This is a genomic window from Borborobacter xinjiangensis (assembly GCF_047739745.1).
GTDB lineage: Bacteria > Pseudomonadota > Alphaproteobacteria > Rhizobiales > Rhizobiaceae > Pseudaminobacter.
Genome location: NZ_JBLLVA010000012.1, coordinates 128493 through 150833, shown reverse-complemented (window position 1 = coordinate 150833; position 22341 = coordinate 128493). Strand labels below are relative to the sequence as shown.

21 protein-coding genes are annotated in these 22341 nt (G+C 57.8%); 13 read left to right on the top strand and 8 right to left on the bottom strand.

The features are described 5' to 3' along the window. The first annotated feature begins 19 nt into the window (after positions 1 to 19). Together ACLKMW_RS14760 and ACLKMW_RS14755 are read left to right on the top strand one after the other, a co-directional pair. Positions 20 to 499, top strand: a complete 480-nt coding sequence (locus tag ACLKMW_RS14760; protein WP_415725210.1) for a BglII/BstYI family type II restriction endonuclease — start codon at positions 20 to 22, stop codon at positions 497 to 499. Next, positions 475 to 810: a BglII/BstYI family type II restriction endonuclease gene (locus ACLKMW_RS14755; RefSeq protein WP_415725237.1), complete on the top strand. Its 336-nt coding sequence runs from the start codon at positions 475 to 477 to the stop codon at positions 808 to 810. Before ACLKMW_RS14760 ends, ACLKMW_RS14755 begins: the two co-directional genes overlap by 25 nt. Here ACLKMW_RS14755 and ACLKMW_RS14750 read toward each other — a convergent pair. The 3 genes from ACLKMW_RS14750 to ACLKMW_RS14740 form a co-directional block, all read right to left on the bottom strand. Then, the gene (locus ACLKMW_RS14750; RefSeq protein WP_415725209.1) at positions 783 to 1274 is read right to left on the bottom strand and encodes an MT-A70 family methyltransferase; all 492 of its coding nucleotides are present in this window, start codon (positions 1272 to 1274) and stop codon (positions 783 to 785) included. The genes ACLKMW_RS14755 and ACLKMW_RS14750 overlap by 28 nt on opposite strands. 682 nt (positions 1275 to 1956) lie before the next feature. Further along, on the bottom strand, positions 1957 to 4416 hold the full coding sequence (locus ACLKMW_RS14745; RefSeq protein WP_415725208.1) for an adenylate/guanylate cyclase domain-containing protein: 2460 nt from the start codon (positions 4414 to 4416) through the stop codon (positions 1957 to 1959). 81 nt (positions 4417 to 4497) lie between these two features. Beyond that, positions 4498 to 5592, bottom strand: a complete 1095-nt coding sequence (locus ACLKMW_RS14740) for a branched-chain amino acid ABC transporter substrate-binding protein (RefSeq protein ID WP_415725207.1) — start codon at positions 5590 to 5592, stop codon at positions 4498 to 4500. Between the two features lie 608 nt (positions 5593 to 6200). Here ACLKMW_RS14740 and ACLKMW_RS14735 point away from each other — a divergent pair. Next, complete coding sequence (locus tag ACLKMW_RS14735) at positions 6201 to 7274, top strand: HlyD family efflux transporter periplasmic adaptor subunit (protein ID WP_415725206.1); 1074 nt, start codon at positions 6201 to 6203, stop codon at positions 7272 to 7274. A 1-nt stretch (position 7275) separates the two neighbouring features. Then, positions 7276 to 9252, top strand: coding sequence for a glycosyltransferase (locus ACLKMW_RS14730; RefSeq protein ID WP_415725205.1), 1977 nt, complete (start codon positions 7276 to 7278; stop codon positions 9250 to 9252). A gap of 1 nt (position 9253) precedes the next feature. Here ACLKMW_RS14730 and ACLKMW_RS14725 read toward each other — a convergent pair whose 3' ends face one another. The 3 genes from ACLKMW_RS14725 to ACLKMW_RS14715 form a co-directional block, all read right to left on the bottom strand. Further along, positions 9254 to 10366, bottom strand: a complete 1113-nt coding sequence (locus ACLKMW_RS14725) for a cache domain-containing protein (protein ID WP_415725204.1) — start codon at positions 10364 to 10366, stop codon at positions 9254 to 9256. A gap of 526 nt (positions 10367 to 10892) precedes the next feature. After that, positions 10893 to 11345: a YidB family protein gene (locus ACLKMW_RS14720; RefSeq protein ID WP_415725203.1), complete on the bottom strand. Its 453-nt coding sequence runs from the start codon at positions 11343 to 11345 to the stop codon at positions 10893 to 10895. A gap of 216 nt (positions 11346 to 11561) precedes the next feature. After that, complete coding sequence (locus tag ACLKMW_RS14715; RefSeq protein ID WP_415725202.1) at positions 11562 to 11867, bottom strand: DUF982 domain-containing protein; 306 nt, start codon at positions 11865 to 11867, stop codon at positions 11562 to 11564. Between the two features lie 367 nt (positions 11868 to 12234). Here ACLKMW_RS14715 and ACLKMW_RS14710 point away from each other — a divergent pair, with 367 nt between their 5' ends. Further along, on the top strand, positions 12235 to 12708 hold the full coding sequence (locus ACLKMW_RS14710; RefSeq protein WP_415725201.1) for a hypothetical protein: 474 nt from the start codon (positions 12235 to 12237) through the stop codon (positions 12706 to 12708). Positions 12709 to 12786: 78 nt separating this feature from the next. On the opposite strand, the gene ACLKMW_RS14705 is transcribed toward ACLKMW_RS14710, so the two are convergent. Further along, on the bottom strand, positions 12787 to 13404 hold the full coding sequence (locus ACLKMW_RS14705) for a BA14K family protein (protein ID WP_415725200.1): 618 nt from the start codon (positions 13402 to 13404) through the stop codon (positions 12787 to 12789). Between the two features lie 680 nt (positions 13405 to 14084). Between ACLKMW_RS14705 and ACLKMW_RS14700 the strand changes: the two genes are divergently transcribed. The 4 genes from ACLKMW_RS14700 (at position 14085) to ACLKMW_RS14685 (ending at position 18197) form a co-directional block, all read left to right on the top strand. Further along, positions 14085 to 14351, top strand: coding sequence for a DUF6894 family protein (locus ACLKMW_RS14700; protein WP_415725199.1), 267 nt, complete (start codon positions 14085 to 14087; stop codon positions 14349 to 14351). Positions 14352 to 14806: 455 nt separating this feature from the next. Next, on the top strand, positions 14807 to 15907 hold the full coding sequence (locus ACLKMW_RS14695) for a transporter substrate-binding domain-containing protein (RefSeq protein ID WP_415725198.1): 1101 nt from the start codon (positions 14807 to 14809) through the stop codon (positions 15905 to 15907). 829 nt (positions 15908 to 16736) lie between these two features. Further along, the gene (locus ACLKMW_RS14690) at positions 16737 to 17135 is read left to right on the top strand and encodes a hypothetical protein (RefSeq protein WP_415725197.1); all 399 of its coding nucleotides are present in this window, start codon (positions 16737 to 16739) and stop codon (positions 17133 to 17135) included. An 849-nt stretch (positions 17136 to 17984) separates the two neighbouring features. Then, positions 17985 to 18197 (top strand): hypothetical protein, encoded by a 213-nt coding sequence (locus tag ACLKMW_RS14685; protein ID WP_415725196.1) that lies wholly within the window; start codon positions 17985 to 17987, stop codon positions 18195 to 18197. A gap of 33 nt (positions 18198 to 18230) precedes the next feature. Here ACLKMW_RS14685 and ACLKMW_RS14680 read toward each other — a convergent pair whose 3' ends face one another. Continuing rightward, a complete protein-coding gene (locus tag ACLKMW_RS14680; protein ID WP_415725195.1) occupies positions 18231 to 18428 on the bottom strand; it encodes a hypothetical protein in 198 nt (65 codons plus the stop codon). 271 nt (positions 18429 to 18699) lie between these two features. Here ACLKMW_RS14680 and ACLKMW_RS14675 point away from each other — a divergent pair, with 271 nt between their 5' ends. The 4 genes from ACLKMW_RS14675 (at position 18700) to ACLKMW_RS14660 (ending at position 21045) form a co-directional block, all read left to right on the top strand. Further along, positions 18700 to 19017 carry a PepSY domain-containing protein gene (locus ACLKMW_RS14675; RefSeq protein ID WP_415725194.1) on the top strand — a complete coding sequence of 106 codons (318 nt, stop codon included), beginning with the start codon at positions 18700 to 18702 and terminating at the stop codon, positions 19015 to 19017. 43 nt (positions 19018 to 19060) lie between these two features. Then, positions 19061 to 19648, top strand: coding sequence for a general stress protein (locus tag ACLKMW_RS14670; protein WP_415725193.1), 588 nt, complete (start codon positions 19061 to 19063; stop codon positions 19646 to 19648). A gap of 110 nt (positions 19649 to 19758) precedes the next feature. Beyond that, positions 19759 to 19938: a hypothetical protein gene (locus ACLKMW_RS14665; RefSeq protein ID WP_415725192.1), complete on the top strand. Its 180-nt coding sequence runs from the start codon at positions 19759 to 19761 to the stop codon at positions 19936 to 19938. A gap of 207 nt (positions 19939 to 20145) precedes the next feature. Further along, positions 20146 to 21045 carry an MBL fold metallo-hydrolase gene (locus tag ACLKMW_RS14660; protein ID WP_415725191.1) on the top strand — a complete coding sequence of 300 codons (900 nt, stop codon included), beginning with the start codon at positions 20146 to 20148 and terminating at the stop codon, positions 21043 to 21045. Positions 21046 to 22341: the final 1296 nt, after the last annotated feature.

Sequence of the window (22341 nt, the reverse complement as noted above, 5' to 3'; positions counted from 1 at the left end):
CCGGTCCGGGAGGCTAGCCATGGCTAATGATGAACCGGACGAAAATCTTGGCGGAAAGCTCCAGGAGGAGGAACATGATACCGCGCCAGCGGGATATCTTGCGGATCCTCAGAACCTAGTTGATTCACGCATCCCGATGGACGTTCGGGAAAAATACGAGTTCTTCAGCTACAAAAACGCCGCCGTCATCCTCGCCGAGACGCGGGTTGCTGAGTGGCACGAACTCCTAGAGGCGCTGCGCGCCTTCACGATCTCAACAGACGTGATTCAGAAGGCGGGCGGAAACGAGTCCGATATACCGAAGCGAATTAACGACCTTCTGCGCCCGAAGAATTGGCACGAGACTGTCATTCGAGGTGACTTGCTTGTTCGGCTGCTATGGAAGGAGCAAGTAGGTGTGACCAAGGGCGGTAAGGCGAAATTCGAGAAGCGAGAAGCCGCTGAGCCCGCGAGGGGTTTCTTGACGGACACAAAATCGATTACGTCAAGAACAAGGTAGCGTTCGATCTGGAGTGGAACAGCGAAGATCAGACATTTGATCGAGATCTCTACGCCTTCGATGCATTTTATCAGGCTGGAGCTATCGATGCGGCGGTCTTGCTGACGAGAAGCAAGGACATGAACGACGTTTTCCGGGCGCTTGGCATCATGTCGAAGTATGGAGCGAGCACGACATGGATGGGCAAGCTACTCTACAGGCTTAATGCAGGCCGGAACGGGGGTTGTCCTGTCCTGGCCATCGGCATCAAGCCCAAGTGCATAGAAGACTGGCCACTGGCCGATCACTCCGCCGCGAGTGCCCTTGAGTGATTGCTGTATGTGTCCCAGGTGGGCGCATAGCTGTCGTCGGCCTGGTTCCCCCACACCGTCCATTTCGGTCGAGTCCCGCGCGCGAACAATTCCAAATAGGGGCCGGGTGAACAGGCTTCGATGATGTCATACTGTTCGTCGGGTTTGCGTGAGTGCTCACGCTTGCGTGTCGCCAGAAGGTTCACTTGTGTGCGACCAGCTTCGCGCGTTCGAGCATTCTTCCCACGAACGCCGAACAGGATGATTTCAGTCACGTTCCGAAAGTAAAAACCGACGCCGCGTCCATCCGAGCCGCCATCTTTCCTTATCTTATGCCAGATCAGATTTGACTTATACGTAAACCCCCAGCTTGCCATCACTTCCAGCCCCTCAGGAAGGAGCGCATTCGGGACCCAAAGATAAAGATGAGCGGTCGTATCACTCACTGATGAGACGGGAAGCGCCTTTATCTCGGCCAGCGACATGGTGCCCTAGCGATTTAACCGCCGGTGTTCCGGCGCGACCTTGCCGGTCCGGTTCACAAACTGCCACGGCGGATCTGCCAGTAGGGTCTTAAACCGTTTCCCATTGGCCGTTCGTAAAAGATCTGTCGCAGGGTCAATCACGGTGATTCTCACTTGCCATTGCAATACGCATAGCATGCTTGGAACGAGTTACCACACCGATGAGACGAAAAGGCCGGACGATCGATTCGTGGAGTGGAAAACATTCACATCCGCGGCCGCTTTCTGATCCGCATAAAGGGCAATGTGGCGCCCATGCGGTGTGGGCCGCGGGTCAGCTTGATGCGCCGCTTGTATTCCTCCTTTCCACGAGCGACGTCGCTGACACGCCGGGCGGGATCTTCAAAATAGCGCGAGCCGCTGGAATGCTGCACAGGGCGCGACCGAGCGTTCACTAAGGTTTTGGCAAAAACTGCGATCGGATCAGAGCGTCCAGCAATTAGCCAATGACGAAAAGCCTCGCCTCCGCTATGCGTTAGGACCGGCGCAGACATTAATAGCAAGTGCCCGTCAGTCCATGCTAAATCGTTCTCGTCAAAAGCGGCAGCCTATAATTCGCGTCTCGCACCTGCCTATACGCTGCCCGGCGTCATCTGTGTTCGTAGAGCGGCGTTGGGCAAATCCTATGGAACACCAGGCAAAGTCAGGGACCAAGCCGATTGAGCGCGTTGCGAAGTGCCGCGGCCGCCTCTTCGCGCTCGCCGGTCGACATGAGTTCCGGCTCCACATCCAGCCTCAGATGTGGCAACTCCTTGTGAATGGCGTCGCAGCCTGCCGTCAGATTGGCCTTGAAGTCGACGACGTGATAGGTCGCGACCGGATAGGCTAGTCCCTTGACACGAATGCGGCCTATTTCCTCGCAATGGATCGCATCCCTCACCTGCGCGAACGTCTCGTAGGAGATGAGGACGGACCCCGGAGCTGCCTCCTGCTCCAGCCGCGCGGTGAGATTCACCGCCCCGCCGATGATCGTGTAGTCCATCCGGTCCTCGCTCCCGAAATTGCCGACGGTGCAGTAGTCCGTGTGAATGCCAATGCGGCAGCGCAGCGGCGCCTCGATGCCAATGCTGCGCCAAGTTTCGCCGAGTTCGCCCATTCGCTTCTGCATGGCAAGCGCCATCGAAACGCAGGCGATCGCGTCCTCCTTTACGCCGCGGGTCTCAGGATCGCCAAAGAACATCAGGATGGCATCGCCTACAAATTTGTCGATCGTGGCCCCGAACTCCGAAGCGATCTTGGACATTTCGGTTAGGTATTGATTGAGGAGCTCCGTGAGTTCCTCAGATTCCATCTTGTCGGTGGTCTCCGTAAATCCGGCAATGTCCGAAAAGCATATCGTCAATTTCTTGCGTTGGCTGGCAATTCTGACATCTTGCCGGCCGCTGAAGATCGAACTGTAGACCTGCGGCGCGAGATATTTGGCAAGCTTGCCCGAGAGTGCTTCAAGTGCCGTCGATTTTTCGGACAAATCCTGCTCACGCAGCTTAAGCTCCGTAATGTCCGAGTAGACTGCGACCGAGCCGCCGCCCGAAATCCGTCGTTCACTGATTTGGATCCAGCGATCCGGGCTGCGTCGCTGGATATGCGTTCCAGTCGGATTGCGATGCCCTTCAAGGCGCTCGGCAATCCACTCTTCCTCGCGACCGCTTGCGTCCTCGATGAGCCCACGCTCCACGGCAGCACGGATAATTGCCTCGAAACGGGCTCCTGAAATCACGGCATCATCCATATCAGGATAGAGGATTTCGCGGTATCGGCTGTTGCAGAGGACCAGTCGGTCCTCCGCATCGTAAAGCGCAAAGCCCTCCGAAATGCTTTCGATGGCATCGACGAGGCGCTGGCGGGCTTCGGCCACCTCACGCAGATTTTTCTCCTCGACTTCGATTGCTGTGTTTCGGAAGAGGCGAAGAGCCTCGGCCATGCGACCAATCTCATCCTCACCTGCCTTGGGTAGCGGCGTTCGAAGATTGCCCCCGGCAATGGCGAGCATGCTCTGGCTGACGGCGGCAAGTCTGGCCAGAAGGTTGCGATCCAGATAGAGCCAGACGATCAAAACCGAGCTAAAAAGGGTTAAAAGGGCGGAGCTGAGAACGATACCTGTTCCGAAAGTCTGCACGGTGGCGGTCTCTTGTGCGGCCGTCGCGATCTCCCGATCGGCTGCCGTCACCAGGCGGTCGACCGCAGCGGTCAAATCGCGAGAGAGCCGCTCGTTCTCGGCCACCAGCTTCTCACCTTCAGCCACGATGGCGAGCTCATCTCCGCGGGCACTCGGAATGCCACTCTCCCCTGCTATCAGCGCCTTAAACTCCGCTGTCCTTTGCCGAAAGCGGGTTTGCAATTTCGCTTCGATCTCCGGTGCTATGGCCTCCAAGCTGCTGAGTGAGCGCTGTAGCGGAAAGGCAATCAATGCAAGGTCACTGGAGGTGGGCGCGTCAGCGGCCTTCAACAACGCATCATTGATGGCCGCAATTTCCTGCTGCGCTTTTTGCTGCGGGAGGTAGTCTTCGATCGCCCGCACGGCGCTCTCCGTCACCGCAGCGCGTTGCTCAGGCGATGTTGCCGAATCCGTGGTTAAGTCTCGCCAGCCGGACACCTTCGAATTCACCACCAGAATACCGGCTGCCACCAGGCGCAGGCTTGCGGTTATCGTGGCCGACAACCGCCGCAGTAGCTCTTCCTTCCGGGCGACGGCAGTCAGCCTGGCCTCAACCAGACGGTCAAGTGTCCGCAGGTTTCGCGCTAGCCCCAGGACTGCCTGTTCGATCTCAGCGATGGATTCGCTGCTGAGCGTGGTGCCCCTGAGCGATCCGAGCAGTTCTTCGAGCCGCGCCATCTCAGTCGAGACCGCAGCCGAGACTTCAGCGCGCTTCGACTTGCTGGTTGCGGCGAGCATGGAAGGTGCCGCAGCGGCAACTCGTTCGGCCTGGCGGGACAACTGGAGGGCGGCGAATGCCGAGGGCACGCGACGCTGTGTAATTCGTTCCACGACGGAGCCGACTTCAAGATGAACGTAAATCGCGGCAACCGTCGACAGCATGCTGATCGCGCTCAAGGCGAAGAACACCAGCAACAGGCGGCCGCGTATACCAAGACGGTCGAGCATTGACACCAATCCGGCTGATGCGGCCTAGCACGTCTCGCCGGTTTGCCTTGGTTCACGGGCCGCGCCAGCAGTCTGCCAATCCTATTTCAGAGGAACATATTCCCCATTCTTCCAGACGTACCAAACCCAGTTTTGTGCCGTTAGGTCGCCCTTGTCGTCGAAAGCAATCGGACCGAGCACGGTGGAGAATTCACCCTCCCGAAGCGCCGCGATTACCTCCGGAAGTTCGAGGGAGCCAGCCTTGGCGACAGCCTGAGCCCAGACCTGGAAGGCGCCATAAGTCAGGAGAGTGTAGGCATGTGGCTCGTAATTTTCAGCGCGAAAGCGTGCAACGACGGAAGCAGCCTCCGTGTTTCGGCGCGGGTCAGGAGCAAACGTGAAAAGAATGCCGTCAGCCGCCGGGCCTGCGATCAGCGCCAATTCCTCGGTTGCCATGGCGTCACCCGATATGAACTGAACCGGATATCCGCGATCGCGCGAGGCGCTTGCCATGAACGCTACCTCGGTGTGGTATCCGCCGACATAGACCACTTCAACGCCAGCTTCCTGGAGCTTTGCCATCTCCGCCGCATACTCGCTCTTCCCGGGCTCGTACTGAAGATAGATCGTTTCCTTTATGTTGTGGCTGTTCAGCCGCTTCTTGGTTTCCTCGGCTAAACCGTTGCCGTATGTCGTATTGTCGTGAAGGATGGCGATCTTCCTGTTGCCCCAGTGCTTGGCCAGAAAATCGCCGGCCGCGATTCCCTGCGCATCGTCGCGGGGAATTACGCGGAATACGTTGGGCCGACCCAGCTCAGTCAGAAGTGGGTTGGTCGAACCCGGCGATATCTGCAGCACTCCTGCAGCCTCGTAGACTTCCGACGCAGGGATCGAAGCCCCCGAGCAGTAGTGCCCGACTACGAAGACCACTTTGTCTGCGGTAAGCTTCTTGGCGGCCGCAGTGGCCTGCGCGGGGTCGCAATAGTCATCGGCAATGACAAGGCGCAATGGTTGGCCGAGTACGCCGCCCTGACCATTTAGATCGATTACTGCCGCCTCCGCGCCTCGCTGCAACTGTTCTCCAATCCAAGCCAGCTTTCCGGACATCGGGCCCGCAGCCCCGATGAGAACTTCAGCTTGGACCTGAAAGCTGAGCGCACATGCCAGAAAAGCCGTAGCGGCGTGAAGTCGGCTCATGACACACCTCCTGGCCGCACCTCCCATCGCAGTCTACTCCTGATGCATCGGCCCGGCTACGTGTCGATGTGCGATCAGGTGCGGGCCGCCACCTCAATCCCATGCCGCCAGCGAAGCTGTGGCCGCAGGCGATAAAGCGGCAAACCGAAGTTTTGCTTTAAGGAGCGATATGGCCGGCTCAGCCGCCACAAATCCAGGCCGAGCGCCCATGGGTGCGGATGGACCGCCTGAAGTCCAGCCGCCAGTCCTTTGACCACAGCGAAAAGTCGGAGGCGACGTTGTCTGCCAGCCAGTTGAACGGGTGGAAGGATAAACACCCCCTGCGAGGCGCCTGCGCAAAAACGCTGGAAGGTCGGATTTGTCAGAGCGGCTTTCGAAGCACACGTATTTCGCTAACCACTTGTTAACGTCTTAGCCCCTTCCCTGCAACATCGGTTCATTTCTGATCGAAATGCCGTGAGTATTTATTACCACGACTTGAGAAGAGCATGCGGCTTACCAGATTGATCATCGGACTTCTTGTCATTGTCGTCGCCATCATCATCATCGCCGGTGAACACCTCTCCGGAACCAGCGCGGATGCGACCATCAACGCGCGCCTCACGACCGTGCGCGCGCCGATCACCGGGACGCTCTCCATCGAGCGCCGGGCTTTGGGAACGCGGATCAGCGAACGGGAATCGCTTGGCTCCATCCAGGATCTGCTGGTCGATAATACCCGCCTTGACGATCTTGTCCGCGAACGCGGCTTCGTATCTGCCGAAATAGCGCGGCTGACGCGTACAATTGGCAACATCGAAGGGTCAATCGAGGGACTGCGATTGCGGGCAAAGGTTTATCGGGAAGAACGCGTGCGGCAGCTGGAAGCACAGCTTCGTTCCGCCAACTCACAGGCTGCTGCGGCGGATGCCCGCGTCAGTGAAGCCGCGGCGGCATTCAAGCGTTCGCAACAGCTAAGCGACCGCGGCCTGGAAACATCCGCCAGCTTTGAGCGCATTCAGGCTACGCAGAGGGTCGCCGAACTCGAACTGGAGGACGCAAAGCAACGGGCGGCAGCAAGCGAAATCGTCCTTCAATCGGCACGCGGAGGGACGTTCCTCGGGGATGGCTATAACGATTCACCTTACTCGGAACAGCAGCTGTCTGAATTGTCCCTTCGAGTGGCCGAATTGAAATCTAACCTCGACGCGGAAAACGCGCGGGCAGAGGCTCTGGATCGGCGCATCCAGGCGGAGCGCCGGCGTGTGAACCGGCTCGGCGGAGCGGAGCTGACGTCCAACGTCAACGGCTCGGTTTGGGAGGTACTTGCAGGCAGTGGCGAAACCGTCGAGCGCGGACAGGACATAATTCGATTGGTGGACTGCCGATCCACGATCGTTACGCTGAGCGTGACCGAAAGCGTTTACAATCGGCTGCGGCTGGGCGACGCCGCGACCTTCAAAGTCAGTGGCGATGATCGCCTCTTCGAAAGCACCGTGACACGTCTTGCAGGGTCGGGCGCAGCTACGATCTATCGCAATCTTGCCATCGCACCCAGCAAAAGACATCTCGAGCGCTATGACGTAACGCTGCTGGCACCTGGTCTGCGTCAAGATCCGGACTTGGCGTGTGCGATCGGCAGAACGGGGCGCGTTTTTTTCGAGGCGCGGCCGCTCGATTTCTTAAGACGCCTGTGGAACTGACGTGCCGCCGTGGTTTCTTCTCACCGAATTGGGCTCGAGTCTCGTTTGGGTGGCTCTCGTGCTCGCCACCGCGATGGTCGTTCCCTTGCTCTTGCGCCCGACCAGCGATCTGCATCGAAGCATATTGTTCGGCATCGCGGCATTGTTGTTGATACGCTATCTCTGGTGGCGGGCAACGGAAACGATCGCCCCCTTTTCGCTCGATTGGGACTGGTTCGCGAGCTGGTCATTCCTTGTTATCGAGGCTGGTGCTGCCGCCTCGTCGCTCAGCGCGTTTCTCATCCTTTCTCGTAGCCGTGATCGCAAGGAAGAGACCAACAACAATGTAAACTGGTGGGGTGTAAGGGCCCCCCGGGTTGCCGTTCTGATCGCCACCTACAATGAGGAAAAGGCGGTTCTGGAGCGCACCATCGTTGGCGCGTCAGCCATGGAATATCCCAACTTCGAGGTCTTTATTCTCGACGATGGACAGCGCGACTGGCTGCGTGATTTCGCCGAAAAGCGCGGCATACGCTATGTCCGGCGCACCGATGGCAAGGGAGCGAAAGCAGGCAATTTGAACAACGCTCTCGCTTTGCTTTCCGGTGAAGGGCCCCCAGAATTCATCGCGGTGCTCGACGCAGATTTCGTCCCGCATCGGAACTTTCTTTCGCGCACGATCGCCCTGTTCCATGCCGAAAATGTCGGCCTGGTCCAGACTCCCCAACACTTCTTCAATGCGGATCCCATCCAGCACAATCTCGGACTGAGCCGATCCTACCCCGACGAGCAACGCTTCTTCTTCGATCATCTGCAGCCGGCGCGCGACAGCTGGGGAATTGCCTTCTGCTGCGGAACATCGTCGGTGATACGCTGGTCTGCCATATGGGACATCAAAGGTTTTCCAACCGACAGCATAACTGAAGACTTCATGCTGACTCTTGCCCTCCAGGACAAGGGCCATCACACCGTCTACCTGAACGAAGCACTTACCGAGGGCCTCGCGCCGGAGGGGCTAAAGGAGTATGTGACACAGAGGGCTCGCTGGTGCCTCGGCCTGATGCAGATTGCGCGCAGTCGCTTCGGGCCGTTGGCGAAAAACAATCTGCGAATACGCGACCGCTGGAGCGTTATGGATTCTGTCCTGTTCTGGAGCACGAGCTTCAGCTTCAGACTGGCCTCGCTGATCTTCCCGCTGTTTTACTGGTTCTTCAACATTACCGTTGTCGACGCCTCGGTGCCCGACGTGATCAACTACTTTGGCGTCTACTACCTCTGGACCATGTTGTGTCTCAATTTCGTCTCCAAAGGCCTTGTAGTTCCAATTGTCAATGACGTCAGTCAGCTTCTCGGCGCAATTCCGATCACACGGGCGGCATATGTCGGACTGCTGCAGCCCAAAGGGCACCCTTTCTCGGTCACAGCCAAGGGCGGAGACCGCAGCAAGGTTGTTGTCCAATGGCGGCTAATGGCTCCGTTTCTCTTGCTTTTCGCGCTGACCATGTTCGGTGTGCTGATCGGTATCTTTTCTGACCATTTCGCGTTCAACGAAGCCGGCGACGGGAAGCTCGTCATCCTGTTCTGGACCTTTTACAATCTGGTAGTCCTTGCGATGACGATCGTCGTGTGCGTGGAGCTTCCTCGCCGCGAGCGGCACCTCGGCGACGCGCCGGAGCAGGCTACGATTCACATCGACGGACGGGAAATGCGGGTCTGGATCACCAGCCTGACACAGAACACGGTTCGCGTTCGCGGCGCCGCCATCCCAGACAGCAACCCGATCCAAATCGATATCAAGGATGTTGGTGCAGTTCGCGCAATCGTATCCTCGCCTACGCAGGACGGCGCCAGGCTCCTGCTGGAGCCGACCATGGAGCAGTATGAGGCATTGCTACGACGCTTCTATGCTGTCGGAGACGCTCCGGGGATAACGCAAACGCGCTATCGTGGTCTGTTGAAGGACCTTGGTAGGCGGTTATCTTTCTCCAGCAAGGGTTAGTTCAAAAATTTCGCTTGGCGTGCGCATTCATTTCAATGGTCTGCAGACGTGCGATCGCCGCGCCGAGCATGCCAACCTCAGCCGAGCTTCGCGATTCAAGCGGATAAACCTCCTCGCCGCGCAGGATGGCCGTCGCCGTCTCCGATAGGTTTCGGATCGGCACAACGAAAACCTGTACGAAAAGGAAGGTCATCGCGGCGAGCAAAAGCCCGAACCCCATTAAAAGCAAGATAAGAGCATTCGATACCGAGGCCTGACTTAGATCGAATGCCTCGTTGCTTATGCGCGCCACGAAGCTCCATCCAAAAGACGGCAAGTCCTCGTAGCTCACCTGCGGAATAACCGAGGTGAAATATGAACGGCCATCAGGCCAGCGCTCGACCATGGCATTCTCCGCACCGATCGCGGCGGATCGGATGCTTTTCAAATCGATATGGCCGAAAACGGAGTCGTCGGTACCAACGACGATGTTGCCATCGCGGTCGATGAGGAACACATCCAGTGCAAGGGCGCGGGCCGTCTCCTTCAGATGGTCCTGCAACCACGCGAAATTGATGTGCAAGCCGAGCACGCCAACGGTTTGCCCGTCAGGTCCGGGAACCGGCGTCGCCAGATCGATGAAGCGGCGCGGCTCACCATCGATAGCTGGCAACAGTTCGGCAAGCAGAACGGCTTCATGGACATCGCCTGCAAAGGCACCATTCAATCCACGTTGAAACCACGCTCGAGACGAGACGTTGCGGCCTTCGAGCAATCCCCCAGAGGCCGTCGTCACAGTTCCGTCTGAGGCAGCAATCCCAGCCCAGGAGACGCGGGTGTCATCTGCGGCTAGAAGATCAAGCGACGAGCGGATGGCAACAGGATCCTTCTGAGAAAACTGCTGAGCAATCGTTCGGGCGTCGCGCCATTCCTGATAAAGAGCGCGGGCAAACGTCATCTCTACTCCGCGCGCTCGTGTCTGGACGGCCTCCGCAAGCGCTGCCTGCTGGAACTCCTGCAAGCGATCATTGATGGTAAGCCAGGCCCCGGCCGCTAAGATCAGGCCACCTAGCGTCACAAATGTGTAAATGGCCATAGTCAAAGACGGGGGGCGTCGAGCAATCATTTCATTCATGGCATTATCGGCGGATAACCTGGAAGATCGTTGGCAGCAAGTTCGTGTTGCAATCCAACCTTTTGGACGACTCACCTCCTTAGGTCCAGCGATGTGCCACTAATATTCATCATTTCTCGCATTCGCGACTTAGCTGCACCGCGCTACGTGAGGCCAGCGCTTCGTCGCAATTCCTGGCAAATCGAAACCGCTTTTCGGTTTAGCATCCTCGCAAAGAGTTCGAAGAAGACATCCTCGCCAACCTGCGGAGGATCGCCGGCGAGGTTCCTTCTCGTGCGCCACGAACGGGTGTGCGCACTCATGTGGTAAACAGCATGAGAGCAGGGGCAACTACCCGAAAGCCTTTGCCGCTTTCCTGAATGCCGAATCCGTGCGTATCCGGGCATCGCCTTCGCCGACCCGCGCGCGACGGCGATCGCTGGTTGAATTTCGGACAGTAGCTTCGGGGACATTCTGGGCAGCTGTCGGGCATCCGGCGGCGCGATCCGAGGGGATCAGCAACAGCCAGTGTCAACGGAAGCGAAAGTCATGTTTTGCGGGGCGGCACTGGATCAAGCAGCGTGTCCCTTTCATCGGCCCCTGCCGTATCCTCGGGCAGGCGACCCTCCGGGGTCATCTCGTCCACGGCCTCTGGCAAGCTGGTGGCAAGACGCGCCAGTATCTCTTCTCGAGACATTCCAGTCTGACGCACCAATGCGTCCATGGTTTCAGCATCGATTGCCGAAGCAACGTCGGTCGGATCGATCGGCTTGTTCGGGCCCTGCTTAACCCAGGAATCGACCGCCTCTCCTTTGCCGGCATTCCGAAATTTTTCGAGCAACTCGGCCAGGCCGCCACTTGCCCCGCTGAGGACCTGGTCAAGGATGTTGCCGCCAGCTTGCGGATTGTTCGGGTCCGATGATTTGGAACGATACTCTGATAGAAGTTCGCCGAGCTTGTCCCGGTTTTTGTAGGCGAGGATCCCGATCGCCGCCAGCACGATGCGTCCAAGTGTGGCCATTTCGTCCTCCTTCCAATGTTGAGGAAGAGAACCTGTCCGAAGGCAGAATTGTTCCGCTCGGCAAGAGGAAATTCCGGCATGGCTGACCTTCGCCGGACTAAACCGTCACCAGCGACGGCCTCTTTACAGCCGAGCCGAGGGTGCGAGCGCGCCCGTGGTTCTGCTCAGATCAGGCGTTGTCAGGGAGTGTGTAGGCTACTTATTAGCCATCGGCCGCAAATCGCCGTCACTGGTGAGTGACACCGCGTTTGGCGCATCCTTGGCCAAGATGTTGCTGAAGCGGGCAAAACTTACGAACGCTCTTCGAGCATCCTCGGTCGGAACTTCCTCCACCGTCGCTGCCAGACACGCATTGAGGGCAGTTTGGTAGATCGGACCCTGTCTGGTCCCCGGCCAATCGATGAGGAGGTCGAGGGCCTGGCTCACGCTGTAGACCTCGTCGACGCAGGCCCCAGGCATTGTGCGAATGCGAACCGGAATGACGAACTGCAATCTGTCCATCTCTCTCCTCCCTGGCGGAACAACATTCAACGCGGCGTAAGGACGTGGGTTGCATGATCGTCGCCGGCCGCAAGACCCTGAGGATTGTGGCGGTCCATGTGCGGGGTCAAGCCAGCTGACACCCGCTGCGGGCTGAAGCTGCATTGCGACGTTTCCCAACGACCTGCACCATAGCGTTATCCACCTCAGGCACTCCGGAACACGCTCAATCGTATTTTTTGATACGGGTGGTTGCCTGCTGTTGACAGCTCCCAAGGGGGCGATCGGACGGCCACTGAGCGGTTCTTTTGCGCTCACCGTTGCATTCTCGGAACTGCCCAAACGTCTGCGCGTTTGACAGGCTTGCACACCGGCTCGGAGGGCCAATATGTCCAAGTTGCAACACGGCTCACGCGAAGAATTGGATGCTATCCGCCATCAGGCGATTGCGCATTTCGGACCAATGATGCTTCACGAGGCGCTGCTTCGGCTATGCAGAGCCTGCGGGTCCGAAAGCCTCCATCGGTTTGAGAAGACGATGATCGAAAGGATCGAGCGATCTTGCTCGGACATAGCTGATTTTGACGACATGAAAGAATTTGCCACCGAGCAGTTGTACGCTTGCGTTCGCGAGGTGAAAGCTTCGCCCGATATGACGCATCCGTTAGAAGACATCCAAACGCGGCGGACGGATGGCCGCTCAGAAAAGTCAGAGACGCTTGAAGATCAACTCCAGGAGGGACTCGAAGATAGTTTTCCGGCCAGCGATCCGCCGGCAGTGATCTCGACTGCAATTTCTGGCGGAGCGAAGAAACTGGTGGGAACGGACGAGGTGCTCAGAGCAAAGCGAAATCAAGACTGAGCATCGAGCCTGCCGGAGATAGTTCGGCGGAGTAGCCGCTGTTTTTCATCAAGGAGTGTGTTCTAAGAGGCGCCCCTCTTACTCGCACTGCCGCCGCGGGCCGCCACCATAAGGCTGATACGTGTTGTCTTCTGGCCGATATGAACGGTAGCGCTCAAAGCACGATTGCACATGGCCAGCACTCTCATAGGCACTCATCGCTGCCTCGCCCTCATAGGCGGCCTCAACGTAGTTGGCCTTTTCCTCTGCGCTATCTGAATAGGGAGAAATGCACCGACGTCGTTCACCGCTATACGCGTTGTAGCTGTTGTCGCGAGGGTCATAAGAGCGATAGTTCTCAAAACACCATTCGATATGCGCCTCGTTTGCCTCAGGTGTCGTCCGCTCCGAAGATATAGCAGTGGTCGTCAGCGGATCGGTCGCTTGCGGGGTAGCTCCACGCGCCAAATCCTCTTCCTCTTGCCTCGCATTCTTGTCCGGTAGCTGCGATATCGACCGCGCAGGGAGGCGTTGAAGATTCGGGGACGGGGTGTTCACTTTCACTGCCTGATTGGTCCACAGAGCGGTGGTGTCCATGTCAAGTGAACGATCTGCCACTGGCTCCGCATTCACGAAGAAAACCGCAGTGAGGGCGCCTCCCGCGAACACCATAAGCGTCACGCAAAAGCCGCCTGCGGCAGCAATAAAAGCTTTCATGTTGCTGCGCTCCCGGTTGACATACAGGTCAGAATGCACGGTGAGACATGCAGTTCCTTAGATAGACAACAAAAGTACGGCAGCTCTTTGCGCTCGGCCGAGGAGAGAGCAAGAAAGCGCGATCCTAACATTGCCTGACATCAACATTTCTATCTGGCGGGTGAGCCCAATTTGAGCCCGTGGGATGCAGACAGCTGCTGGCGATGAGCTACTGTTGCTTGATGCCTCGTGGACATCATGGTTGCGCCGGCCAACGGAGGAATATTGCGGGCCGGTCACATGATCCGCTGCTCGCCAGCGATTGTTTCGCTGACGTTGTGGAGACCCAAGCGAGTGGTGGTTGACCGTGCTTTCGACCGGATTGGACAGTCTTTGCGAACTACTGATCGCACTTTGGGCGCGGTGTTCGACGAGGCCAAGTTGCCCTCAGCGGCGAACTCGCGAGGTGAAGACGAAGTATGGTGTACCCAAAAGCCGTCGATGGAGAATACCGTGAACTCGTAGCGCTCCGGCTCTGATCTGATAGTCTCGACTTGGGCCTCGTTGATCAGGAAACCAGACGCTTCGCCCGCTGCCCGCCGACGCATCGCGATGGCGGAGCGGTGATCAGGAGGGACACTGACGGAACAAAGCGCACGCCGGTCGGTTTTGGCGCATAATAGCTGGGAGCCCACGGTCGCATGCCCCTCTTTTATTTCGATTCCTATGAAAATGGCGTTCTGACGCCAGACGATGTCGGCTTGGAATTGTCCGACATCGAAGCTGCCAGGCTCGAAGCCGCCAAGAGCCTGGACGATCTAAGCGCCGACGCGCAACACATCGATCGCCATGAGCTGGCGGTCGTGGTGTCGAATCACGCTCGCGAGCCGCTGCTCATGGCTATTCTGGTGTTTGATGTAGTCGACCTGGCCTCGGCGGCTCAGGCTATCAGCCGATCCTCAGAATAGCTCAACGCTGCAAGAAGTTGCGCTTCGTCACGAAGCCCGGATTGGAACAGATGAACTAAGCTGGCGGCACGGCATTCCAAATCCAAGTCCGTATCGCTCGATCGCTGAGCAGCGTCGAATACGCGCGACAGCAAATCCAAATCTTCTGGCGATAGAAACTGTCGGTGGAAAATTCGAAGCACAGCTTCCTCCTGTCATCAGGGCGGAAGCTTGCTGGGCGCTCACAGTCGGCGGTGCCCGTGTCAGTTACCGTCGATAAGCCATCTTAACAGATTTCCCTTGGCGCGAAATAACATATGACACCTAGGCATAAAAAGGTCGTCAGGGTAGCGGAACGTCGAGCCATTTATCAGCTACCTAGCAGGAAATAAGCACTGCGGGCAGCCCAAGAGGTCAATAGATTTATAATCATTCTTTGCAACCCATGACCGTCGCAGATCCAGCAGATGGCACCGATGCAGCTTCTAACCGCCCTCTTTCGACACGTTGTGTGCGCACTCGCTGTCGCACTGCTTGCGCTGAATGCAAGCGCGAGTGCCCAAGAAGTCATGCCTGCGAAGCAACAGGTGACGGTGGGGGTCTATATCAGCCCGCCATTTGTCATCAGGCAGGGCGAGCGCTATTCCGGCATGGCCATCGATCTTTGGGAAGAGATCGCCGCCAAACTCAATCTGACGTCCGAATATCGGGAATTTCGAAACTATTCGGAGCTGGTCGGCGCCGTCGCCAGCGGTGCTGTGCAGGCAGCCGTCACCAATCTCAGCATCACTGAAACCAGAGCGAACATCGTCGACTTTACGCATCCATGGTTCGATGCCGGACTTCGCATCATGGTGCATACCGAGGCCGGGACAACCTTAAACGACATTTTTGGAAACCTTGGAGACGCTGGACACCTACAAGTTTACGCGTGGATCGCGTTCGTCATCCTGGCAGCCACCGTGCTTCTAACGCTTTTCGACAGAACATTCGACCGTGACTTTCCCAAACGCTGGCGAGATGGTCTGGCCGAGAGCTTCTACCATGTCATGTCGGTTGCCACCTCCGGCAAGGCCTCCCGCAAAAACCTTTTCGGATGGGCCGGGCGTATTTGGCAAGGCTTGTGGATGATCTGCGGCGTCGCCGTTATTGCCTACATAACTTCCTCGGTTACAAGCGTCATGACCGCCGCGCAGGTCGCCAATCAGATCAACAGCGTAGCAGACTTGCCCGGCAAGCTGGTGGGTGTGCACGCCGGTAGCGTATCGGAAGAATTCATGAAGGCCTCTTTTGCGAATACGAGGCCATTCGACCGCATAGAAGACGCAGCCAACGCGCTCATCAATGATGAGATTTCCGCTATTGTCGGTGACAATCCCGTTTTGGAATACTTCGCTCACACTCACTCGGAAATGCCTTTGGACATCGTCGGAAACGTCTTCCAACCAGACAAATACGGCTTTGCCTTCACTGCCGGCAGCGCCCTGACCAAGCGCGCCTCCGTAGCGATCATTGCTGCCCATGAGAGCGGAAAAATCGAGGAACTGCGGACCAAGTATTTCGGCCTTGATCCCTAACTTCGGTCAAGCCACCCTCAAGCGGTGCCTTCGAGAGTAAGCGTCTTCGTTAACAAGGACTAGCCGTCACCAAAAGCCCGCCGCCTCGGTTGGAAGCGACGGGCTTGATGGTTTGCGTCGGAGGTGCGCCCAAATCAGCCAGCGCCGAAAAACGCCAGTACAGCCAAGAGGCTGCTCTCCTCCTTAATGCCGGATTGGGCGAGCCGAACGGCGGCAGCGGCGCGGGCCTCCAAATCCACGAGTGTATCGCTTGGGTGCCGCGCTTTCTCTAGAACGCGCTCAAGCATGTCCAAGTCGCTCGGCTCCAGCCATGAGAGGGTGAGTTCGGTACGAACCAATAGCCTTCCCCATCGATCGTTATTTTTGTTATTGACGCAACGATAGCGGCGTCGCTGGGGTTTGGGACTCACAAAAGCTAAGCGCGTCGCCTTTTTGGTTACTCCATTGGAGGCTGGGTGGGCTATGCGAAAGAGGTAAGCTCCGCGGTGCCGCAGCTTCATCGACGCGGAGTTGAAGGTTGTGGATCTGCTGGACGCAGCAGATCAGGCAAGGCAGGAACTTCGCTCCCCCTTCGCAAGACAGCCCCGGCGTCTTCTCAGCATGACATACCGAACAGCGGCACGCTTAATTTTATCATAAACGAAAAAAGTCCCGGCTCGGGTAGGTTGGAAGGTCGCACAAAGGGGACGAGAGTGGGGATTGGCGAACCGGAAGCATTGCCTTTATTCGTTCAAAAGCAGGATCGCTCGACTTGTCGCCTTTGGTGAAATAGTTCGTTGATGCCGTCGATCCTAAAATCGGGTAGTCGCAACTCCAACTCTTTTCCCCCATGGCATATCAGCACGACATCCTGAGCGACATCCAACAAATGGCGGCGAATGAAGGCCTGTTTACCAAGGCTGAAATAGTCGAGATGCTGGTAGAAGCCGCCGATGCTATCGCTCACGATCGCCAGTTGCTGCGCAAGGTTCGAGCTGGCGTCATGGAAGCGCTAGGGCATCTGGAGGCCAGTCCCCATCTGAACGTCAATCGCCAAAAATCATCATCGTCAGAACGACCGGCGCCTCGACAAGACGGCAGGTCGGGAGGAATGAAACCGTGGACTGTTTCAAACCCAACGCAAGATTCGTTTTTGCGGCCTGATGTAAGCTGCGCCACAATCGAGCGATCCCTTACAGATAAAGGATTGCCGCTTCGTGGCCGGAAATTTGCTTGCGAAGGTTCTTAGCGCTTTGTGGACATCTACATCACTGCACCCATTGCGCTTACCATGCCATCGGCACCGGTAAGCAGCGTAATACGGAAGTCAATTGAAATGCGATGCCGTTCTTGTGCGAGCGGGACGTCATCGAGGTCGTGGAGCGCGAGTGGTCATGCAGGCCTTGGAGCACGCGCCCATCTAACTCTCAGCAATCGATAATAGATTTCCTTGCATTAAGGACCGGCTTACTCCATATAGCAATCAGCGGTCGCAGTTTGGCCGGGAACGCTCGCCGAGATACGATGTTGGGTTCCCCTGAATAGCAGCCGCATTTGCCCTGATTGATGGTGTGTCGACCACGAAGGTACCGGCGGCGCACAAGTCTCAGGACCGAAGGGAAGCGGGCATTACGGCCCGCTTTTTTCTTTTCCGGGCGAAGCTCGCAGCGATACGGCTCGCCCCCAAGGAACAAAAAAGCCGAGCTCGGCGGTTCGTGGTTGCCTACGTACCCGGCTCGTTTGTTTGCGGCCAAAGGATTACCCGGCTGCTCTTCCAGCAAATCGCAGTTCAGAAGGTCTCCAAGGCTTGGCGGTCACGAAGTGCGGACCCGACTGCCTGGGTCCCAGCAGCTCAACAAGCAATTCCACTTCGCGCTTCTTCGCAGGGCGCGCTCGCGCATGAGGTCGTCAGCGGCACATCACTAATGAGTGGAGTTCTCAAGTTTGTGCCGTTGGTGCGGGGCTTTGTCTTCCTGCGGCTTCAAACTTCCATGCAACAGTGAAGCCAGTCAAGATGGTGATCAGCGGGTATAAAACGGCGTAGCTTGCGGGCGGCAGGCTTCATTTCAAGCTTCCGCCCTCACGATAGGAGGAAGCCGTGCTTCGAATCTCCCCTCCCAATCGGTTCCTAACGCCGGAAGATTTGGATGTGCTCGCGCGCGTCTTCCAGACGACCCGGCGGGCGGGCGATACGCTTTTGGATCTGGAATGCCGGGCCGCAACGCTGGTGCAGCTGTTTCATCCGGGTTCCGCGACGAAGCGCACCTTCACGCGGCGCTGCGACGTTCCAGTCACCGGCCTGGCGGCCTGAACCGAAAGACATGGGCGATATCAGCACCGCTGATCAGTCGATGCGGCCAGGCGGCGCAGCCGGGAGCCGGCGGGCGAAACGGCGGGCTTCTGCTTCAGCGACGCCTATCAACGTATCAAGGTCATCCAGCTCAGCGCGACGCTCCAGCTGAGCGATTCTGGCGCGCAGGCGACGCAGCTCACGTACGATGCGCTCGACATCTTCCCGGATCGGCTGCTTGAACTGAGACATTTGAACTTCTTGCACTGGAGCGTCATCTCATCCGAACCGAGTGCGGATCGATCTGTTCCAGCAAAGCTCCCGGCAATCTTCCGCAACCTTCCGAGTTCCGCGGCCAAGGAACGAACAATCGCTGCGGATTTGCCATCGTCCAGGCTCCATCCCGACGTGCAGACCGATCAGCCCGTCTTCTCTCACCAGGCGGCGGCTTTTCTTTTTAGCTGAACCAAATTGGGATAGCGCCGTTTACCTCCGTTCGATTCCCCCAGCGGAGAAAATCCATATGAAGATTGCTTTGGCCCTATGTACCGCGCTTGCGTCGAGCGGCGCCGTCTATGCTCAAACCGCGCCGACTACACCCAACCCCGAAACCCCTGCCGTAACCACCCCCGACACCGCAAATCCGACAGCCCCCGTCGCCGGTGAGAACAGCTTTACAGAAGCGCAAGCCAAGTCCCGCATCGAGGATAAGGGATACAGCAACGTGGCCGATCTGAAACTCGGAGAGGATGGGATTTGGCGAGCTAAGGCCGATAAGGGCGGGGCCATGGTTGAAGTAGCCCTCGATTATCAAGGCAACATCACCGAAGGCGCCAAATAACCTGGGCACCCTTTTGCCTTCCTCTCATTCAGGAGAAACAGAGATGCAGACGATCACCGGACTATTCGACAATCATGCTGACGCGCGTAGGGCAGTGAATGCCTTGGAAAGCGAAGGTATTCCAAGCTCCGACATCAGTATTGTAGGGCGCGGTGAGGAGAACGATTCGAATGCGTCGGAAGGCGCGGCCGCAGGCGCGGGGCTAGGCGCGGTCGTCGGTGGGGCCGGCGGCTTGCTTGCCGGCCTGGGAATGATGGCTATCCCTGGGATTGGACCGGTAGTAGCCGCTGGATGGCTGGCCTCAACATTAGCCGGCGCGGCAGCTGGAGCCGCTGCCGGTGGCGTTGCCGGCGGACTGATTGGAGCTCTTACCGACGACGGAGTGAGCGAAGAGGACGCCCATGTTTATGCCGAAGGTGTGCGGCGGGGTGGTACATTGGTAACCGCACGCGTCGAAGACAACCTTGCTCCAGCCGCCAGGGTGATATTGTCATCAGACGCCGCCGTTGACATTGCTCGTCGGCGAGAAATCTACGCTGGCGAAGGCTGGACCCGCTTCGATGAAAGCAATCCTGACTATACAGATGCAGAAATCGCAGCCGAGCGGCTGCGCCTTCGAAATCTGAGATAATGCCAGCGGGGCATCGGCAGGGCCCGCCCCGGTGCGCGGCGGGCTTTTTGTTGAGGTTGATGGAACATGCAGCACAGCCAGCCGTTCGTGCAGTCACCGGTGAGAGTCCCATGTCCGACAACGGAGAATCCTCAAAGAACAATCAAGCTCGTTCGCTCGCGCGCGATACAGGGATCACTGAAGCCCAGGCACGGGAGTTGATCGATTTGCTCGGCATGCATCGGCCCTCGTTGTTGCGCGAAGCCCGGCTTTTGAAACAGCGCGAGCTAGGAAAAGGGAAACAGTCTTAAAACACGCGTTCTGCTTTCGCCGTTCTGGCTAAAACTTGCCACCAACCGGCGGCCGTATGAATTCATCTGCCGCAAAAGATCCAGATTATCGGCGAGAGCCACGATTCTGTGTGATCCGACGGAACTCCAGTATCGGCCCAGCGTTTCGTTCAAACCGAATTTTCCACAACCTCCGAATCGTCCACAGCATCCGAAAAGGACTCAGCCATGGGACGGCAATTATCCCTCGATCCGGCTGGCCGAGCCGACAACCCCGACAAGGATCATGCGCGCGACGATAGCACATATGAAATTGCCTCCGATCTCGCTTATCGCCGGTTGGGCATTGTCAATGTTGTGTTCTTCGGACAACACGGTGCGGGCGACCGCGAGTGGGTTCTTATAGATGCGGGTGTCATGGGCACGACCGGACTGGTCACCGAGGCCGCGGACAAACGCTTTGGTACCGACTCTCGGCCATCCGCGATCATTCTGACGCATGGGCACTTCGACCATGTGGGTGCGCTCGAAGAGCTGGCGGACCGTTGGGAAGTACCAGTCTTTGCTCACGAGCTGGAGCGGCCTTACCTCAACGGCAGCGCGTCTTATCCGCCCCCCGACCCATGGGTGGGTGGAGGGCTCATGTCCCTCTTGTCGCCGTTTTATCCACGTGGTCCGGTGAACGTGAGCCGCCGGCTGCAGCCGCTGCCTTACGATGGATCAGTGCCCGGTATGCCCGGATGGAAATGGCTGCATACCCCGGGGCATACACCTGGTCATGTGTCTCTGTGGCGTGAGGCGGACCGGACGGTTGTTGCCGGTGACGCATTCATTACCACGCGCCAGGAATCGGCTTACGCGGTAACATTCCAAGAACCCGAAATGCATGGTCCGCCTATGTACTACACGACGAACTGGCACAATGCTCGCGCATCGGTGGAGTTGCTGGCGTCGCTCGATCCGGAACTGGTAATCACCGGCCATGGGCCAGCGATGAAAGGCAGGGAAATGCGAGGAGCACTGCATGAGCTTGCCCGAGACTTCGATCGCGTCGCGGTACCTGAGAAGGGAAAATACCTCGATCAACCTGCCCAATTTGATGACGGTAGCGAATATCGGATCTCATAATCGTCCGGAGTGCCGATGGTTCTGTTGATTCAGTTGCGTCTTGTCTTATTCGAAAAATGGCCCTGCTTTGCAACGGAACTCCTCCGCTGCTGTGGAGTTCGGCGTCGAAAGGAGGTCCTATATGTTTAGACTGGTCGCTCTCATCGGCCTTACGTGGCTGGGATGCCGCATTCTGAAAGAAAATGCCCGGCACGCTCCTGTAGCACTTCTCCCATCGCCAGCCCGCGTGCGCCGTCAGGCAGCCGCAGCAAAGCTGAGGTCGGCTGCGGAGGGCCGTTTGGGTTAGGCAAGCAAAACCGAACCGGTTAGTCACGGGATCCAACGTTTCGAGGATCCTCTTGCCGCTCCGCATGATCTCGGCCAATGTCGCTGCATGAGGGAAGCGAAAGCCGTCTAGGCGGTCTCAGAAGGAGCCGCCATTTCTTACGTCGCCGGCAAGCTCTTAGCTTCAAGACAGCTCCGGTGGCTATACTGGCCTTTCTTGGCCTACTCGCCGTGATCCAGGCGGGGTGTTTTCCAGCTTCAGCGTCACAAGTCCCGGCATCGATAATATTAGAATTTCAACCGTGCTCGACCTATGGACACTACGGTCCTCTAAGCCGCCACTGCCATCTCACGAGGAAACGGCGCGTTTGGTGACCGACCGCTTATCGCTTAGCTTCCGCTATCTCAGCGCTGCGATCTTCAATCTTAACTCAATGGTAGGACTGCTCTGCCAGTCGTGGTGAATGAACTACGAATCTCGATATGATTGGACCGGCGAGAAAACCCGCCGTGCCCGCCTCGCCCGCCGTGCGATCGCCATTCGCCTGGCACTCGTTGCCGTTGGCGCCATAACGGTAGTCGCTAAACTGTTGGTGTGACTGCTGCTTCCAAGAAAGAGGAGCCCGCCGACAAGCCTACATATCGGCGATCGATCCGGCCACTCGGGAACACGAGCCGATTGGAACGCGTGAAGGCAAGCCTGCGCCTGCACCCTCCTTAATGCACCTCATTGCGCCGCCAGATTTGCGACCGCTTGATTTCCCTCCCGCCGCAAACGGGCACCCGACCATTCCTTGGCCCACGGAATGCGGCACCATGCACCGATGTAGTCGGTTAATCCGCACCCCCTCACCTCGGTGCGGAACCGCACCAGATCAATTCCGACCGCACCGAGCAATTCCTCGAGGTCGGCCGGCTGTAAAATCCGACTGACGCCAGTAGGCCGAACGGCCTGCTGACCAGCGTCGTGCGCGTTGCTCAACCCCAGGCGTGTTCTCGGCTTGTACCCCCCGCTTGCGCGTCGATAAGGTC

Bases quoted from the DNA above. Each gene is read 5' to 3' on its own strand.
- ACLKMW_RS14745 (WP_415725208.1), bottom strand. From the start codon at position 4,416: ATGCTCGACCGTCTTGGTATACGCGGCCGCCTGTTGCTGGTGTTCTTC.
- ACLKMW_RS14660 (WP_415725191.1), top strand. From the start codon at position 20,146: ATGGGACGGCAATTATCCCTCGATCCGGCTGGCCGAGCCGACAACCCC.
- ACLKMW_RS14750 (WP_415725209.1), bottom strand. From the start codon at position 1,274: ATGTCGCTGGCCGAGATAAAGGCGCTTCCCGTCTCATCAGTGAGTGAT.
- ACLKMW_RS14670 (WP_415725193.1), top strand. From the start codon at position 19,061: ATGCAGACGATCACCGGACTATTCGACAATCATGCTGACGCGCGTAGG.
- ACLKMW_RS14680 (WP_415725195.1), bottom strand. From the start codon at position 18,428: ATGTCTCAGTTCAAGCAGCCGATCCGGGAAGATGTCGAGCGCATCGTA.
- ACLKMW_RS14690 (WP_415725197.1), top strand. From the start codon at position 16,737: ATGGCATATCAGCACGACATCCTGAGCGACATCCAACAAATGGCGGCG.
- ACLKMW_RS14710 (WP_415725201.1), top strand. From the start codon at position 12,235: ATGTCCAAGTTGCAACACGGCTCACGCGAAGAATTGGATGCTATCCGC.
- ACLKMW_RS14700 (WP_415725199.1), top strand. From the start codon at position 14,085: ATGCCCCTCTTTTATTTCGATTCCTATGAAAATGGCGTTCTGACGCCA.
- ACLKMW_RS14725 (WP_415725204.1), bottom strand. From the start codon at position 10,366: ATGAATGAAATGATTGCTCGACGCCCCCCGTCTTTGACTATGGCCATT.
- ACLKMW_RS14715 (WP_415725202.1), bottom strand. From the start codon at position 11,867: ATGGACAGATTGCAGTTCGTCATTCCGGTTCGCATTCGCACAATGCCT.
- ACLKMW_RS14695 (WP_415725198.1), top strand. From the start codon at position 14,807: ATGCAGCTTCTAACCGCCCTCTTTCGACACGTTGTGTGCGCACTCGCT.
- ACLKMW_RS14675 (WP_415725194.1), top strand. From the start codon at position 18,700: ATGAAGATTGCTTTGGCCCTATGTACCGCGCTTGCGTCGAGCGGCGCC.
- ACLKMW_RS14705 (WP_415725200.1), bottom strand. From the start codon at position 13,404: ATGAAAGCTTTTATTGCTGCCGCAGGCGGCTTTTGCGTGACGCTTATG.
- ACLKMW_RS14760 (WP_415725210.1), top strand. From the start codon at position 20: ATGGCTAATGATGAACCGGACGAAAATCTTGGCGGAAAGCTCCAGGAG.
- ACLKMW_RS14740 (WP_415725207.1), bottom strand. From the start codon at position 5,592: ATGAGCCGACTTCACGCCGCTACGGCTTTTCTGGCATGTGCGCTCAGC.
- ACLKMW_RS14665 (WP_415725192.1), top strand. From the start codon at position 19,759: ATGTCCGACAACGGAGAATCCTCAAAGAACAATCAAGCTCGTTCGCTC.